Origin of the sequence: Vibrio mytili (assembly GCF_000830505.1) — a bacterium.
Lineage (GTDB): Bacteria > Pseudomonadota > Gammaproteobacteria > Enterobacterales > Vibrionaceae > Vibrio > Vibrio mytili.
This window is the reverse complement of sequence record NZ_JXOK01000053.1, coordinates 67,785-83,842: the sequence shown is the minus strand read 5'-3', so window position 1 is coordinate 83,842 and position 16,058 is coordinate 67,785. Positions and strand designations below refer to the sequence as shown.

Genomic DNA, 16,058 nt, shown 5'->3' with positions numbered 1-16,058 from the left:
TGTTTATATTCATCCCTGTAATCATACTATGCATAACGAGCAGGCAAAATAAGTATTTAACTGCATATTAAAGCACGATTAATTCATCGTTTAAACGAAAGTAATCCGCTTAGATTAATGCCACTTTGTCTGTTAGCGCACCATAGTTGACCGCAATATAACGTTTTGACTTGATTGTATTTAGCTTTCTATGTCCAGCCAAAGATCGTGTATGGTTATAACGCATATGATCTCAAGCTGTGAGACTATAACGTTGAAATCGAGATCATACCCATACTTTTATCTCTATCACGTGAAACAAGCACTTTATTGATACATAACAGGGATAAACCGCTCACTATTACGTATTATTACCAGCCTGATGACAAAGTAACGGATAATGAGTGTGTTAAACAAGATTCGCAGTCAACTAGTACAGAATGCACCTTCAATTTTGCGATCGCCAGTTCAGTTTCTACCAAAAGTAATTCAGAGAAAAGCGTTATTGGAAGGGCTAAAAATGGTCTTTAAAGAAGCGTTAGAGGATGGGGATTTTGAGTTTCTTGAGGATAAATGGTTAAAAGTCGCAATCAAGGACATGAATTTAGCTTGGTATATCAGTTACCAAGAAGAAAAATTGATCGTTGCTGATAAACCTGTACTGGAAGACGTGAGTTTTAGTGGTAACCTAAACGACTTAGTACTGATTGCTGGTCGTAAAGAAGATCCTGATACCTTATTTTTTCAGCGTCGCTTATCAATTGAAGGTGATACCGAGCTCGGTTTGGAAGTGAAAAATTTAATGGACAGTGTTGACTTAGAGCAGTTACCAAAAGCAATGCAGGCGGCTCTGAACCACTTAGCTGACTTTGTTCAAAAAGGGGCTCAAGCGCCAGCACAAAACACCGGAGTAGCGAATGCTTATTCGAACTGAAGCCCCCGCGGACATCCTTACCATTGACCGCTTATTGAAACACGCGTTTCCAACTAATGCTGAAGCAAACTTAGTGATGCGTTTACGTGAAAACGGCAAACTCACTCTGTCTTTGGTCGCGTGCACCGATGAAGGGGAAGTGATTGGTCATGCTTTATTTAGTCCTGTGACCTTAAATGGTGAAGATTTATCTTGGCAAGGGCTTGCGCCACTGGCGGTACATGAAGATTATCGACGTCAAGGCATTGCTGCGCAGCTTATTAAGGAAGGGTTCGAGTCACTGCGTGATTTTGGTTATCCAGTTTGTGTTGTACTTGGTGAGCCTGATTACTATGCGCGCCAAGGCTTTATCGCTGGCGAAGACATGGGGTTTGACTGCGCTTTTGATGCGCCTGCTGGTGCATTTCGTGTTGCAGAACTTGTTGAAGGTCAATGCGCTGGCCGCGCTGGCCGGATTGAATATGCCCCGGAGTTTGCTGAGCTTTAAGTTCCCAGACTGATCGTTATACAAAGCCCGCTATCTGAATGGCATAATTTGGATAGTGGGCTTTGTTATTTCTCGCTTACATTTGATACGATAAGCGCCGCTTAAATAGGTGATGAAAAAATGTCGATTAACGAGAAAGCGTATTTATCTGAAATGGGGATCAGCACATGGGAGCTGATTCACCCAGAAAAACTATCCGGTTATCAAGCTGAAAGTATTGATTTACCCGATACATGTAAGTTGCTGCTTATCTCACCGTCGTGTCCAGAAGGTCAGCTTGTCGTGTTGTTCGAAAACATACTTAAAAGTATGAAACTATCGCTCGAACAAGCGATGCATATAGAGCCGCAACGTTTACCACTTCTCGGGGAGCATCAGTTAGAGTGGATATGGTTTGCTGGGTGTGAAGCGATGCAATGCGGAAATGCCAAGCAACTTATTTCGCCTTTATTGCAAAATATTGATGGTAACAACCAACAAAAACGTGCTCTTTGGCAGCAAATCTGTTCTTATTCATAACGCATTTTCTAGGTTAAATCCATGACGATTGAAATTATTCCCATGTGTGCCGAACACTTGGATCATATTTGGCAAATTGAGCAACAAGCACACTCTCATCCATGGGCTGAGTCTCTAATCCGTGATTTATCCAGTCGTGGCGCTTGTCATCATGTTATGCGAGATGGCGATGAAATCATTGGCTACTTTTATGCTCAGAATATTGTCGGAGAAGTGACCTTATTAAACATTGCTGTTAAGCCGAGCAAGCAAGGGCAGGGCTATGGGCAAAAGCTGTTAGATGCCTTCTTAGGTCATTGTCAGCAAGTAAAAGCGGAAAGTGCCTGGCTAGAAGTAAGGGAAAGTAATGTGTCTGCACTGCACATTTATGAGCAAGCGGGCTTCAATGAGTTGGATCGACGCTATAATTATTACCCCGCGAATTCGGGGAATGGTAAAGAAGATGCGATCATCATGAGTTATATGTTCTTTCACTAGCATTCGAACGCTATTTCCATTGACTTGGTTTGAGTGGCTCCCATAAAGCCAGTCAGTGAGGCCAAAGCCAATCAGTTGCCTGTCAGCGATCTGTTGCTCCTTAAGCAATAATAAGCGAGAATACCGCGCAAAACTGAATCTAAAAGAAGGGGGGCTTTACCAGCGTTCCTTCAGACATCAAAGAAGACTATTTTCATGTCAAATACACCTTTTCTAAGCGAAGTGTCTAAACGTAGAACCTTCGCGATTATTTCCCACCCGGATGCGGGTAAAACAACCATCACTGAAAAAGTGCTTTTATTCGGAAACGCGATTCAAAAAGCGGGTTCTGTGAAAGGTCGTGGTTCATCACAACACGCTAAATCTGACTGGATGGAAATGGAGAAGGAGCGTGGTATCTCGGTTACAACTTCTGTGATGCAGTTTCCTTACAATGATTGTTTGGTTAACCTTCTTGATACTCCGGGACACGAGGATTTCTCTGAAGATACCTATCGTACACTGACGGCAGTAGACTCGTGCTTGATGGTGATTGATGCTGCGAAAGGTGTCGAAGACCGGACTCGAAAATTGATGGAAGTTACGCGCCTGCGCGATACGCCGATCGTGACTTTCATGAACAAACTTGACCGTGACGTTCGTGATCCAATGGAAGTCTTGGACGAGGTCGAAAATGAGTTGGGCATGATGTGTGCACCTATCACTTGGCCTATCGGCTGTGGTAAAGAGTTTAAAGGTGTATATCACATTCACCGTGACGAAACGATCTTGTATGAATCAGGTCATGGTCATGAGATTCAAGAAGTTCGAATCATCAAGGGATTGGATAACCCTGAACTGGATGAAAAGGTTGGGGCAGATCTCGCAGAAAGCGTACGTGAAGAGCTAGAGTTAGTGATGGGCGCATGTCCAGAGTTTGACTTGGAAATGTTCTTAACGGGTGACCTAACGCCAGTCTATTTTGGTACAGCGCTAGGTAACTTTGGTGTGGACCATATGTTAGATGGGTTGACAAAGTGGGCGCCAGCGCCGAAAGCGCGTCAAGCGGTTGAGCGTGAAGTTGAAGCAACAGAAGAAAAGTTCTCTGGCTTCGTGTTTAAGATCCAAGCGAACATGGACCCTAAACACCGTGACCGTATTGCATTTATGCGTATTGTTTCGGGGACTTACACGCAAGGTATGAAGATGAACACGTTCGTCTTGGCAAGCAAGTGAGTATCTCTGATGCAGTCACCTTTATGGCTGGTGATCGTTCTCGCGCAGAACACGCTTATGCGGGCGACATTATCGGTTTACATAACCACGGTACGATTCAAATTGGCGATACCTTCACGCAAGGTGAGTCTCTAAAGTTCTCTGGTATTCCGAACTTCGCTCCTGAGCTGTTCCGTCGTATTCGTCTTAAAGATCCACTTAAGCAAAAGCAACTGCTCAAAGGTCTGGTTCAGCTTTCTGAAGAAGGGGCGGTACAGGTATTCCGACCACTACAAAACAACGACTTAATCGTTGGCGCGGTAGGTGTGCTTCAGTTTGATGTGGTTGTCGCGCGTTTGAAGTCTGAATACAATGTAGAAGCGATTTACGAAGGAATAAGCGTTGCAACGGCCCGTTGGGTTGAGTGTGATGATGCGAAGAAACTGGATGAATTCCAGCGTAAAAACCAAGCAAACCTAGCTTTGGATGGCGGGGATAATTTGTCTTACATTGCGCCTACCATGGTTAACCTAAACCTTGCAAAAGAGCGTTTCCCGGACATTGAGTTCCGAGCAACCCGCGAACACTAATTATCAGCGTTCTCGGGAAAGAACACGTTCCAAAGCGATGAGTTAGTGACTGGATTTTAAAACGCCCTTGGCTATACACTTAGCCAAGGGCGTTTTTATTTTTAATGATTGGCATCACACTGAGAGGGCAGCAGATGAATTGGTTTAAACGTGGGTTAAAACGTTACGACGACTGGTGTAAAGAAATGGGGCTAACTCCAGATCAAAAGCGCAGTTGCGTGCCTTACCGGAAAGATCCAATAAATGGTGATGAAGGAGAGAATGCTGTGTCGAAACCTTCTCCAAGTGACCTGAAGAATAAGCATGAAGCTCTTTGATACCCACTGTCATTTTGACTTTGCTGTGTTTCAAAAGGACTTTGCGCATCAGCAGCAGTTAGCAGCAAAGCAGGGGGTGTCGAGAATAATCATCCCTTCTGTTGGTCCACAAAACTGGTCTCGTATCCGGGAGTTAAGCCATCAATACTCAAGCCTGTATTTTGCGTTGGGGTTTCACCCCTACTTTTTGCAACCCGACTTTGAACAATCTTTACCTCAACTAGTGCAGTATTTAGAGCAAAGAAACCGTCAATGTGTTGCCATTGGCGAGTGCGGTTTGGACTTTGCGATAGATGTGCCCGCAGAGCGACAAGAAAAAGCACTTAATATTCAGTTTGAACTCGCTCGCCGCTTTGATTTACCTGTCATTATTCACAGCCGTAAAGCGCATAACCGACTTATTCAATTGGTCAAGGCAGCCCATTTGCCAAGGGGCGGTGTGTTACATGCTTTTTCAGGGAGCTATCAGCAGGCGATGGAATGGATCAAATTAGGTTTTTTTATTGGTGTCGGAGGAACAATTACCTACCCTCGAGCGAATAAAACCCGCGACGCGGTTCAAAAATTACCAATAGACAAGCTCGTCATCGAAACTGACGCTCCAGATATGCCTATACTTGGCTATCAAGGGGAGCCAAACCATCCAGAGAAACTTATTCATGTGCTAAATGAATTGGCAATATTACGCAACTGCAAAAAGCAATCGATTGCTTCTCAACTATGGATAAATAGCAATTTTGCTTTCTCTATATGTGAATAAAATCTAAAGATAGTGTTTGAAACTGAAATTACTCTCTTCGTTGTTGTGATTTTTATCACAAAAGTCGGTGAATGAACCATGAATGTGATAGGAAAGTGTGAAGGTGGCATTACTTTAATTGTTGTGGCATGAGTATAATTGCCCCCGCTTTATAGCTCCATTTTGTTACACGCCAATTAATAACTTATAAGGAAGTCATAAACTATGAGCCTGTTTATGAGCCTAGTCGGTATGGTAGTGCTTCTTGCTATTGCATTTGCATTTTCATCTAACCGTAAAGCTATCAACTTAAGAACTGTGGGTGGTGCATTCGCTATCCAATTCGCATTAGGGGCATTTGTTCTTTATGTACCTTGGGGCCGTGATTTACTAAACGGTTTCTCTTCTGGTGTATCTAACGTTATCAACTACGGTAACGATGGTTCATCATTCCTGTTCGGTGGTCTTGTTTCTGACAAGATGTTCGAAGTCTTCGGTGGCGGTGGTTTCATCTTCGCATTCCGTGTTCTTCCTACACTGATCTTTTTCTCTGCTCTGATTTCAGTTCTATACTACATTGGCGTTATGCAGTGGGTTATCAAGATTCTTGGTGGTGCACTACAAAAAGCCCTTGGCACTTCTCGTGCGGAATCGATGTCAGCAGCGGCTAACATTTTCGTAGGTCAAACAGAGGCACCTCTAGTTGTTCGTCCATTCGTTCCAAAAATGACTCAATCAGAGCTATTTGCGGTAATGTGTGGTGGTTTAGCTTCTGTTGCTGGTGGTGTACTAGCTGGTTACGCATCTATGGGTGTTCCACTAGAGTACCTCGTTGCGGCATCATTCATGGCAGCACCAGGCGGTCTACTGTTCGCTAAAATCCTTCACCCTGAGACGGATCAGCCTCACGAAAGTATCGAAGAAGCGATGGACGGCGGCGACGACAAACCAGTTAACGTCATCGACGCAGCAGCGGGCGGTGCGGCTTCTGGTCTACAACTTGCGCTTAACGTGGGTGCAATGCTAATCGCATTCGTTGGTCTAATCGCGCTAATCAACGGTATGCTAGGTGGCATCGGTGGTTGGTTCGGCATGCCTGAACTAACACTAGAGCTAATCCTAGGTTACGCATTCTCTCCACTAGCATTCCTAATCGGTGTTCCATGGGCAGAAGCGGTAACAGCTGGTTCATTCATCGGTCAGAAGATCGTGGTTAACGAATTTGTTGCTTACTTGAACTTCACTCCTTACATTGGTGACAATGCTCAAGTTATTGCAGCGACAGGTGAAGTGATGTCTGAGAAGACAACCGCAATCATCTCATTCGCACTGTGTGGTTTCGCGAACCTTTCTTCTATTGCGATTCTACTAGGTGGTCTGGGTAGCCTTGCGCCAAACCGTCGTAGCGACATCGCTCGCATGGGTGTGAAAGCAGTACTTGCTGGTACGTTGTCTAACCTTATGGCAGCGACAATTGCAGGCTTCTGCTTAAGCCTTGCAGCTCTGTAATTTAGTACGGGTTTTTAATATATAGACGCCGTTTTACATCATGCCCTGTAGCAAGAGATTGCTGCGGGGCATTTTTCGTTTTGGGGACCCTAAAATGAAGATGGCTTTCGGTGAACGGGTTTTTCTTAACATCACTCTGTTAACAAGAGCGCTTCACCAAAAGAGCGGATACTTGAAAATTTTGAGATACAAACCGTTTGCGCTCTATTTGGTGCTATAGTTTTGCGGTGAAACTCTATAATGTATTCATTACGTAATGAACATTACATTCGCAATGGGCAAATGAATTGCCCTGCAATATCAAGCTTCGTCGACATTTTGCGAACAAAGCTGATATAAAAACGACCGCAATCATAGATTGTTGTGCCATAGACCAAACGGGTACTGTGCGGTGACAAGGATAGCAATTGGCATAGAATATTTGCTGACTATGCCGAGTCTTCAAGGAACCAAGTCCGTTCATTAATAGACTGCTTTGCCATTTATTCACATTATTTCGACTTGTTGATTATAGTTAGAGAAGTAATGAGAGGCGAAGTAGTGATTTTTTTGAATATTGATCGGAGATAGAAATGAGCGATTTAAAAGCAGCAGCACTACGTGCACTTAAACTTATGGACCTAACTACGCTAAATGACGATGACACGAATGAAAAAGTCATCGCACTATGTCATGACGCGAAAACAGCGGTAGGCAACACAGCTGCAATCTGTATTTACCCTCGCTTTATTCCTATTGCTAAGAAGACACTTCGAGAGCAAGGTACACCAGACGTTCGTATCGCAACCGTGACTAACTTTCCTCACGGTAACGACGACATCGAAATCGCAGTTGCAGAGACAAAAGCGGCGGTCGCTTACGGTGCTGACGAAGTTGACGTCGTTTTCCCATACCGCGCACTGATGGCGGGTGACGAAAAAGTAGGCTTTGAACTAGTTAAGCAATGTAAAGCAGCATGTGGTGATATTCTTCTTAAAGTCATCATTGAAACCGGTGAACTAAAAGAAGAGGCACTGATCAAGAAAGCATCTCAAATCTGTATTGAAGCAGGTGCTGACTTCATCAAAACGTCAACGGGTAAAGTGCCGGTAAACGCAACGCCAGAATACGCACGTATGATGCTTGAAGTGATTCGTGACATGGGTGTTGCAGAAACGGTTGGTTTCAAACCAGCTGGTGGTGTGCGCACGGCTGAAGATGCAGCAGCATACTTAGCAATGGCGGACGAAATCCTAGGTGACAACTGGGTTGATGCTCGTCACTACCGTTTCGGTGCATCTAGCCTGCTAACCAATCTACTAAATACATTAGAAGTGACAGACGAAAAAGCTGACCCAACGGCTTACTAATTCCAATATTACGTCTGAATTGGTAGCACCAACCATAGTGCTACCAACCTTTGTCCTTATTTTTATCCTACTGTTACCACAGCTTATAAAAAAGCTTGGGAGGCACTAATGTATTTACCACAAGAAATCATTCGTAAAAAACGTGACGGTGAAGTACTTACCGCAGACGAAATCAACTTCTTCATTCAAGGTGTAGCAAATAATACCGTATCTGAAGGTCAGATCGCGGCGTTTGCTATGACTATATTCTTTAATGAAATGACGATGGATGAACGTATCGCCCTAACGTGTGCTATGCGTGATTCAGGCATGGTTATCGACTGGAGCCACATGAATTTCGGTGGTCCGATTGTAGATAAGCACTCAACAGGTGGCGTTGGCGACGTTACATCTCTCATGCTCGGTCCAATGGTGGCAGCATGCGGTGGGTTTGTGCCAATGATATCTGGTCGTGGTCTTGGTCATACGGGTGGTACGTTAGATAAGCTTGAGTCCATACCTGGCTACAACATTACGCCGAGCAATGATGTGTTTGGTCAAGTAACGAAAGACGCCGGTGTGGCGATCATCGGTCAAACGGGTGATCTGGCTCCAGCGGATAAGCGTGTTTACGCCACTCGCGATATTACCGCAACGGTAGACAACATCTCATTGATTACGGCCTCCATTTTATCTAAGAAATTGGCTGCGGGTCTGGAATCGCTAGTGATGGACGTAAAAGTCGGCTCTGGCGCATTTATGCCAACTTACGAAGCCTCAGAAGAGCTAGCAAAATCGATCGTCGCAGTCGCAAACGGTGCTGGCACCAAAACCACAGCGATTCTGACAGACATGAACCAAGTTCTGGCCTCTTCAGCCGGTAACGCGGTGGAAGTTCGTGAAGCGGTTCGTTTCCTAACGGGTGAATATCGTAACCCACGCCTTCTCGAAGTGACGATGGCATCTTGTGCAGAAATGCTGGTGCTAGGCAAGCTGGCAGAAAATACAGCAGATGCTCGTGCCAAACTGATGGAAGTGCTAGACAACGGTAAAGCTGCAGAGTGTTTCGGTAAGATGGTTGCTGGCCTAGGAGGTCCTGCAGACTTCGTAGAAAACTACGAAAACTACCTAGAAAAAGCAGACATTATCAAACCTGTATACGCAAATGACACCGGTATCGTTTCCGCTATGGATACGCGTGCTATTGGCATGGCTGTGGTTGCAATGGGTGGTGGTCGCCGTGTTGCTACCGATGAAATCGACTATGCAGTAGGGTTTGATGAGTTCATCCGCCTTGGTGAGGAGGCAAACAGCGATAAACCGCTTGCCGTTATCCACGCGCGCACTGAAGAGCAGTGGGAAGAAGCCGCTAAATCTCTGCGCAGTGCGATTAAAGTGGGTGGTGAATACACGCCAACTCCTGAAGTTTATCGCCAAATCCGTGCTGAAGACATTTAATCAATCGATCGTATTTCAGGATCTGGTTGGATATAAGCAATAAATTATGACATAAGGCCTGCTCCCCTAAAATGAGGGAGTGGACCGAAGGAACAGCAATGAAAAGAGCATTTATTTTAGTTTTAGATTCGTTTGGTATCGGTGCAACAGCGGACGCTGAGCAATTTGGTGATGTGGGTTCTGATACATTAGGTCACATTGCAGATCAGTGTGAAAAAGGTTTAGCAGATAACGATCAACGCCAAGGTGCACTTCGCCTGCCAAACTTATCTAAATTAGGTTTGGCGATGGCGCATAAAGAATCAACAGGTCGCTTTGCTCCGGGTTTGGATACCAGTGCCGAAATTATTGGTGCGTACGGTCATGCCGCTGAGCTTTCTTCAGGTAAAGACACTCCATCTGGTCACTGGGAAATCGCAGGTGTCCCTGTTCTGTTTGATTGGGGTTACTTTAGTGACAAAGCAAATAGCTTTCCGAAAGCGTTGACGGACCGTATTCTCGAGCGTGCAGGTCTGGACGGTTTCCTTGGGAACTGCCACGCATCAGGTACACAGGTGCTTGACGACTTAGGTGAAGAACACATGAAGACGGGTTTACCTATCTTCTATACTTCGGCGGACTCCGTGTTTCAAATTGCATGTCATGAAGAGACATTTGGTCTAGATCGCTTACTCGAACTTTGCCAAATCGCTCGTGAAGAGCTAGAAGATTACAACATCGGCCGTGTCATCGCGCGCCCATTTATTGGCCCGGGTAAAGGTCAGTTTGAGCGCACTGGCAACCGTCGTGATCTCTCGGTTGAACCACCATCAGAAACCGTTTTGCAGAAACTTGCCGACGAGAAACAAGGCAATGTCGTTTCTATCGGCAAGATTGCAGATATCTACGCAAACTGCGGTATTACAAAGAAAGTGAAGGCAACAGGCATTCCAGCTCTATTTGAAGCAACACTCGAGCAGATCAAAGAAGCGGGTGATAACACCATCGTCTTTACTAACTTTGTCGACTTCGATTCAGCTTACGGTCACCGACGCGACGTTGCGGGATACGCCGCTGCGCTAGAGTACTTTGATGGTCGCATCAATGAAGTGCTTGAACTCATGCAAGAAGATGATGTACTGATCCTGACCGCAGACCACGGTTGTGATCCTACATGGCCTGGTACCGATCACACCCGCGAGCATATTCCAGTATTGGTTTATGGACCAAAAGTACCTGCTGGTTCTTTAGGCCGTCGTGATACGTTCGCGGATATTGGTCAAACATTAGCGAGCCACTTTGGGACCTCGCCAATGGATTACGGAAAGAATTTTCTATAATCAATAGATGATTAAAATAACAAAACTAGGGGCGTATCTTGCTCCTAGTTTTCTATTTAGCTTTAAATCGCTGTCGGAAACGAGAAAACTCTGGGCTTTATTCGTGGAGCGCTAGAGATAAAAGAAAATAGTAAGGAAAACATTATGGCTACTCCTCATATTAACGCCGAAATGGGTGCATTCGCAGACGTCGTACTAATGCCTGGTGATCCACTGCGTGCAAAGTACATCGCAGAAACCTTCCTTGAAGATGTGGTTCAAGTGTGTGACGTACGTAATATGTTCGGTTACACCGGTACATACAAAGGTCGCAAGATTTCGGTAATGGGACACGGTATGGGTATTCCTTCTTGCTCTATTTATGTGACTGAACTGATCAAAGACTTTGGTGTGAAGAAAGTGATTCGTGTCGGCAGTTGTGGTGCCGTCAACGAAGACATTAAAGTGCGCGACGTCGTGATCGGTATGGGCGCGTGTACGGACTCGAAAGTCAACCGCATTCGTTTCAAAGATCATGACTTTGCAGCTATCGCGGACTATAAAATGGTCCGTGCCGCAGAAGAAGCGGCAAAAGCGCGCGGTATCGACGTCAAAGTGGGTAACCTATTCTCGGCAGAACTGTTTTACACGCCGGATCCTGAGATGTTTGACGTGATGGACAAATACGGCATCGTCGGTGTAGAAATGGAAGCGGCTGGCATTTATGGCGTGGCGGCGGAATACGGTGCAAAGGCATTAACCATTTGTACGGTTTCAGACCACATCAAAACCGGTGAACAAACCACGTCTGACGAGCGTCAAACTACCTTTAATGACATGATGTTGATTGCGTTAGACTCTGTTCTTTTAGGGGATAAAGAGTAGTCTTCTTCTCAATTAACTCCAGAGTATCAAAACGGCCCGCAATTGCGGGCCGTTTTATTGTGAACACGTATTACTTTAACGTGTGCTGGTTATAGCATGAAACAGTTTGAACGAACGACTTTAACCTTAATGAGCGATGGTTTTCGCGTTACTTCGTCAGCAGCAGATTTTCTGCTTTCTTGCGCCGAATCGGTTGTCTGCGCAAGATCATAATAAACAGCATGCCACAGGCAAAGCTCATCAATACCATCATGTACATGTAGCGATCGCTTTTACGATAATGGTGGTCCGAAATAGCCGTCACGCGCCCAGTTTCAAAGGTCACGCGAACAAAACCGATCACGGCGCCATCAGCAAAAACTGGTTCGACTAACTGTTGTCGACCAATAGAGGCTGTCGCCAGTGGTGTATCTAACCCTAGCACTTCTCGTACCGATAACGCCTCTTCGCTGGACGCTAAACGAATGCCTTCAGCGTCATAAATCGTCGCATCGAATACTAATCGGTCTTGCGCCAACTGATTAGTTAGCTTTAATAGCCGCTCTTGATCTTTGGTTAAGATCATTTCGCTCGCAGACAACGATGCCTGAGAAATCAAAACTTTGGTGAGTGTTTCAAGCTGTTGAGCTTGAATTTTCTCATTGCCTTTACTGATCACCACGCTATTTTTAATGGTCATGAATAACATCACGCACACTAATATCAGCGCTAAAATTCTTAAGGCATTTCTCACAGAGAACAAGGATTCACTCATGCTCTTTACTCATCCATTGAAAATAAAACAAAGACTTGCCTTTTTAGCGTGTTGAGGTAACGTTTTAGCAAAGTCATAAAGGATTATATACATGGACGCGTCAAAAAGCTTGCCTATCAGAAAACATACAACACTTTTAAAGCGACTTCCCGAAACTCGGTTTGCTTCTCAATTGGATAAAGCCAAAGCAAATTGGATTATTTTTGCGCAATACCTTTCACCAAAGCATTTTGAAGATATCGACTTCTATACCGGTTTCTATAACCCCGTTCAGGATACTTGGAAGGTCGGGGAATACGAAGTTGCCTTAATGGCTGGGGAACTGACTCCAGAGCATGAAACCATTTTAAACAGCCTTAATTTAGATTATGCCTCACTGAATGAGGTACCAGATTTATCCGCACCAGGGCTTATCGTATTTGACATGGACTCAACCGCAATAGAAATTGAATGTATTGATGAAATCGCCAAACTTGCGGGAGTGGGTGAAGAGGTTGCTGAAGTCACTGAACGTGCAATGCAAGGTGAACTCGATTTTGAGCAGAGCCTTCGTCAGCGTGTTGGCAAATTAAAAGGCGCGGATGAAGCCATTCTAGAGCAAGTACGCAGTCAACTACCCTTCATGCAAGATTTTGAAGCTCTCATTAACACACTGAAAGCACTGGGCTGGAAAACCGCGATCGCCTCGGGTGGTTTTACCTACTTCTCGGATTACATTAAAGAAAAAGTAGGATTAGATTTTGCTCACTCTAATCAGTTGGAAATCATTGATGGAAAACTGACCGGGGAAGTATTGGGTGATGTGGTAAACGCACAAGTGAAGTCTGACATTCTGGTCGAACTAGCGGACGAATATGAAATCGAACAACATAATACGGTTGCTGTCGGTGACGGTGCCAATGACCTAGTGATGATGTCGGTGGCTGGATTGGGTATCGCGTACCATGCGAAACCTAAAGTGGAAGCACAAGCTCAATCCGCCGTGCGCTATGCCGGTTTAGGCGGGGTACTGTGCATCTTATCGGGTTCACTGGTTAAACAGCAAAAAATCAGTTGGAAGTCGAAACCGTAACAATTGAGCCTGTTTTTTGGCTCAAGCTTTCCACGACTTGTAGGCCTTTACAATAAATACAGATCCAAAAAACACCGCAAATTACAGCGGTGTTTTTTGGTTTCGGCTGACGATTAAGATTATTCCGTTAACTCGAGCCGGACGATCACTTCTTCGGTGATGTCTTTAAGCTCACAATAGCCGACCAATGAGGTGAGCTCTTTTTCCAGTTTCCGGGCTTGGTGTACACTCAAGAGAGTTAACTCACTGAGTTCTTTTTCTAACAGGGAAGTCATCGGATCAAAAATCGGTGCTGTCGAGATACGAAGTACGTATACATCCCCTTTCATTCGCGCCTGCTTAATAAAATGAATTCGTTCTTTCGCATTGGCAAAGTCTTGATGTAAATGAGTGTTAAACGCCGTAATTTTGCTGCCGACTTTAGCCGTGCTTATATAAAGATCGTGATACTTAACGGTTGCTCCTTCGACTCGCTTGATCGCTTCGGCAATTAACGTGTTTGTTCTTCCTTTAAAAATAGGCTCAAGAGCAAACGATTTATCGTGTCCTAAGCGGGCGAATAACTCAACGTACTTGGGTAACGGCATATTCACGCCGATTACTGGGGTTGATAACGATGAAGTAGAGCCTGCGCTTTTACTAATAAACACTGGCGCACTTAGCGTTCTTGACAGCAACACACTGTGCAACCTTTCTAGCAGATCGTTGCTCGGTAGTACTTCTTGCTGTTGAATCAGTTTGTCTTGGTTGTGCTCGATAATACTGCTGAAAAATGCGATGACTCGCAGCAGTTTACTGCTTTCATCCATCTTCAGTTGAACGCTACGACCATTGGGACTGACTCTCACAACTCGATAAGGTACTGCAGAGAGTGGCAGCTTTTTATCGTACAGCTGTAGTTCACGAAAATGAATCTGTACCTGTTGCCCGGAGCGCAGCAAAGTCGGTTCATCTAGTCGGATACCAAGTCCATGTTTAGAAATATCAGCGGTAAATCCTGCAGTTTTTGTCTGCCCTGTATTGAGTTCTAAAGGGGTTTTAAAGCGATAACGCGGCTCTTTGCGTCGAGATTTAGCATCAAAATAAATGCCCTTTGGATTGCCAATGATCTTTCTAGGGTGACGGAAGGTGTTAATCGCGTTAGCGGCGAGACGAGGCTTTTCCGACAGGAGGTAATCTTGTCCTGATTGCTCATCAGCAATCTCTTGCAGAAATCCCACGTGGGTAAGCGAGTGTGATTGTTCAGCCAGTTCCGACGAGAAGGAAGCCAAGTCGGCTTTTTCTTGCCCTGATAACTCGAAAATAGAGATGCGGAACACTCGCCAGCTTTTACGCTTTGCTCCAATATGCCAAAACAACTTGCGCTGCTCACGGCTGGCCTCGGGTCTTAGCATCGAATAAAAATAGGTTTTCTGCTCATGCTCATGAGTAAAGGAGTAGAGCACGTTGCTTGTCCCCGTCACGCCTGGCGCGATCAGTGAGTTAATTCGTTGTTTATGCAATAAAGAGCCAAACACTTGCTGATTACGTTCATCATGCCAGTACTGCCAAACCTGCTGGTTATTGGGCGTCAACATGGCGAGTTTGAGCTCACTGCCTTCAAAGAATAAGGGCAGGGTGCTGGTGTGCTTTAATGCGATATGCTCATAGCCGTGTGTTCGCGCGCTAAGGATCTTGTCTTGATTGTCGTGTTGTGTGCGTTTGGTACTGTTATTCAATGCTTCATCGATGATTTGGCTGATGATATTGGTTTCGCTAACACGAATGGTTCTAAGATATAAAATGGCATCATTCTCGTAACAGTCATCGACGGCTAACACTCGGTAGGCGAGTGGTTTTTCGATACCTGGGAGTTCCGAATTGCTGGAAAACTCGGTAAATGTCACTTGGATGACTTCACCAAGGCTGTACTTGAAGGCGCTTGGTACTTTAAATTTTGCTCCAGAATTAGACAGATCGATGCTAACACCATGTAATAGTTGACCTTTGGATAGGCATATTTCAACTTGCGACTGAAGTTTTAAGCGCTTTTCTTGACGTTTTAAATCGTAACCAAAGTGAATCGGCTCAGCCAGAAAAGGGCTTTTAGGATCGGTTAACGGTGCGGTGGTGTCTTGCGACGTATTTTGCCCCATGACTCGGAAGTTATTGCGAGTGTTGTTTAAGGCTTCCCACATGCCTTCGGTATAGCCACCAAATTTTTTGATGTTCTTATGGTAGGCATTAAATGCAACATCATCTAACCAGTGTGGAATGTCATCTAAGATGTATTTTCTGCACTCACCCTGAACGCGACCTCTTAAATCAATGCTCTTACTGCATGGAGCCATCAGACGGTTTAGCTCAATCTTAACCAGGATTTTTACCGACGGCGCTTCTTCCTCTGTCAACTGACCTAGGACAAAATCAAAGTCTTGCGATCCATAAACGGGAATAAGTCGTTCTGCGAGAGAGAGTATTTCAGATTGCTGCATTATTTCTGTTAGAGTATGTCGTTATTTTATGGTTATCGGCCTAG

Annotated in this window: 14 protein-coding genes and 1 pseudogene; 13 read left to right on the top strand and 2 right to left on the bottom strand. The window is 44.9% G+C overall.

Going from position 1 to position 16,058, the window contains the following annotated elements:
• The first annotated feature begins 385 nt into the window (after positions 1-385).
• The 12 genes and pseudogenes from ubiT to deoD all read left to right on the top strand — a co-directional run bounded on the left by ubiT (position 386) and on the right by deoD (position 11,714).
• Complete coding sequence (ubiT, locus tag SU60_RS14545) at positions 386-913, top strand: ubiquinone anaerobic biosynthesis accessory factor UbiT (protein WP_041156160.1); 528 nt, start codon at positions 386-388, stop codon at positions 911-913.
• Positions 897-1,400, top strand: a complete 504-nt coding sequence (locus SU60_RS14540; RefSeq protein ID WP_041156146.1) for a GNAT family N-acetyltransferase — start codon at positions 897-899, stop codon at positions 1,398-1,400. Before ubiT ends, SU60_RS14540 begins: the two co-directional genes overlap by 17 nt.
• Before the next feature lie 120 nt (positions 1,401-1,520).
• A complete protein-coding gene (locus tag SU60_RS14535) occupies positions 1,521-1,919 on the top strand; it encodes a DNA polymerase III subunit psi (RefSeq protein ID WP_041156145.1) in 399 nt (132 codons plus the stop codon).
• A 21-nt stretch (positions 1,920-1,940) separates the two neighbouring features.
• Positions 1,941-2,396: a ribosomal protein S18-alanine N-acetyltransferase gene (gene rimI, locus SU60_RS14530; RefSeq protein WP_041156144.1), complete on the top strand. Its 456-nt coding sequence runs from the start codon at positions 1,941-1,943 to the stop codon at positions 2,394-2,396.
• A 195-nt stretch (positions 2,397-2,591) separates the two neighbouring features.
• Positions 2,592-4,180 (top strand): annotated as a pseudogene (gene prfC / locus SU60_RS14525) (peptide chain release factor 3).
• A gap of 134 nt (positions 4,181-4,314) precedes the next feature.
• Complete coding sequence (locus tag SU60_RS14520) at positions 4,315-4,497, top strand: DUF5363 family protein (RefSeq protein ID WP_041156159.1); 183 nt, start codon at positions 4,315-4,317, stop codon at positions 4,495-4,497.
• A complete protein-coding gene (locus SU60_RS14515; protein ID WP_041156143.1) occupies positions 4,484-5,257 on the top strand; it encodes a TatD family hydrolase in 774 nt (257 codons plus the stop codon). Before SU60_RS14520 ends, SU60_RS14515 begins: the two co-directional genes overlap by 14 nt.
• A 204-nt stretch (positions 5,258-5,461) precedes the next feature.
• Complete coding sequence (locus SU60_RS14510) at positions 5,462-6,745, top strand: NupC/NupG family nucleoside CNT transporter (protein ID WP_041156142.1); 1,284 nt, start codon at positions 5,462-5,464, stop codon at positions 6,743-6,745.
• A gap of 572 nt (positions 6,746-7,317) precedes the next feature.
• Positions 7,318-8,094, top strand: coding sequence for a deoxyribose-phosphate aldolase (gene deoC / locus SU60_RS14505; RefSeq protein ID WP_041156141.1), 777 nt, complete (start codon positions 7,318-7,320; stop codon positions 8,092-8,094).
• A 108-nt stretch (positions 8,095-8,202) separates the two neighbouring features.
• The gene (gene deoA, locus SU60_RS14500) at positions 8,203-9,531 is read left to right on the top strand and encodes a thymidine phosphorylase (protein ID WP_041156140.1); all 1,329 of its coding nucleotides are present in this window, start codon (positions 8,203-8,205) and stop codon (positions 9,529-9,531) included.
• Between the two features lie 98 nt (positions 9,532-9,629).
• Positions 9,630-10,850: a phosphopentomutase gene (locus SU60_RS14495; protein WP_041156139.1), complete on the top strand. Its 1,221-nt coding sequence runs from the start codon at positions 9,630-9,632 to the stop codon at positions 10,848-10,850.
• Between the two features lie 144 nt (positions 10,851-10,994).
• Entirely contained in the window at positions 10,995-11,714 is a 720-nt protein-coding gene (gene deoD, locus SU60_RS14490; protein WP_041156138.1) for a purine-nucleoside phosphorylase, read from the top strand.
• A 148-nt stretch (positions 11,715-11,862) separates the two neighbouring features.
• On the opposite strand, the gene SU60_RS14485 is transcribed toward deoD, so the two are convergent.
• Positions 11,863-12,468 (bottom strand): YtjB family periplasmic protein, encoded by a 606-nt coding sequence (locus SU60_RS14485; RefSeq protein ID WP_041156137.1) that lies wholly within the window; start codon positions 12,466-12,468, stop codon positions 11,863-11,865.
• 91 nt (positions 12,469-12,559) lie between these two features.
• Here SU60_RS14485 and serB point away from each other — a divergent pair, with 91 nt between their 5' ends.
• Positions 12,560-13,540, top strand: a complete 981-nt coding sequence (gene serB / locus SU60_RS14480; protein ID WP_041156136.1) for a phosphoserine phosphatase — start codon at positions 12,560-12,562, stop codon at positions 13,538-13,540.
• Positions 13,541-13,659: 119 nt separating this feature from the next.
• On the opposite strand, the gene SU60_RS14475 is transcribed toward serB, so the two are convergent.
• Positions 13,660-16,014 carry a PilZ domain-containing protein gene (locus tag SU60_RS14475; RefSeq protein WP_041156135.1) on the bottom strand — a complete coding sequence of 785 codons (2,355 nt, stop codon included), beginning with the start codon at positions 16,012-16,014 and terminating at the stop codon, positions 13,660-13,662.
• Positions 16,015-16,058: the final 44 nt, after the last annotated feature.